Raw genomic sequence first — 988 nt, 5'->3', positions numbered from 1 at the left:
TACTTACAACTGGTATGATGCTATTAATGGTCAAGCTACACCTTATGATGATTTGGGTCACGGAACTCACACCGTAGGTACGATGGTGGGTTCTGAGCCTAATGGCACGAACCAAATCGGTGTCGCTCCAGGTGCAAAATGGATCGCGGTGAAAGCCTTTTCCTCGGCTGGTGGAACCTCCGAAGACCTATTGAAAGCTGGAGAATGGATTCTAGCTCCAAAAGATGCGCAAGGCAACCCACATCCAGAAAAAGCACCTGACGTAGTGAACAACTCATGGGGCGGTGCTAGTGGAATCAATGAATGGTACCGTCAAATGGTGCAAAACTGGCGTGCAGCCGATATTTTCCCTAATTTCTCTGCTGGAAATAGCGGTCCGAATGATGGAACCATCTCCGCCCCGGCCAACTATCCGGAATCGTTCGCTGTTGGCGCAACGGATATCAATAATCTGCTTGCTGGTTTCTCCTCACGCGGTCCTGGGCCATATGGAGAATGGAAGCCAGACATTTCCGCTCCAGGTGTGACCATCCGCTCTTCTGTACCAGGAAGTAAATATCAAAACATGCAAGGAACTTCGATGGCTGCACCAGCCGTTGCTGGAGTCGTTGCTTTGATGAAGCAGGCGGATGCCTCTCTTACTGTTGATGAAATGGAAACAATTTTAATTACTTCGGCAATACCATTAACTGACTCCACCTATCCAACTTCACCAAACTATGGTTATGGTCATGGTCTAGTAAACGCCTATAGCGCTGTCTCCGCCGTTGTCAACGGAATAGGTCGAGTTCAGGGGCAAGTGATTCGTGAAGGTCAAGATACTGAGAATCCAACTTATCAGCATACCGCTCCAATTGAAACATTTTCGAATATGACATTACCTCTTACTGTTCAAGTACAAGACAATGTCAATGTAAGAAGTGTAGAGCTACAATACCGTGCAAGCGAAACTGCCGAATGGCAAACAGTAGCGGCAACTCGTACCGCT

Annotated in this window: 1 protein-coding gene; it reads left to right on the top strand. The window is 47.7% G+C overall.

All coding sequences use genetic code 11. The features are described 5' to 3' along the window. A partial coding sequence (locus CHI06_RS28875; RefSeq protein ID WP_179292830.1) for a S8 family serine peptidase occupies positions 1-988 on the top strand: 988 nt, incomplete at both ends.

The sequence above is a fragment of the Bacillus sp. 7884-1 genome, from assembly GCF_002272245.1.
GTDB lineage: Bacteria > Bacillota > Bacilli > Bacillales > Cytobacillaceae > Neobacillus.
The sequence above is the reverse complement of the archived record's forward strand: the minus strand, read 5'-3'. Positions and strand labels throughout refer to the sequence as shown.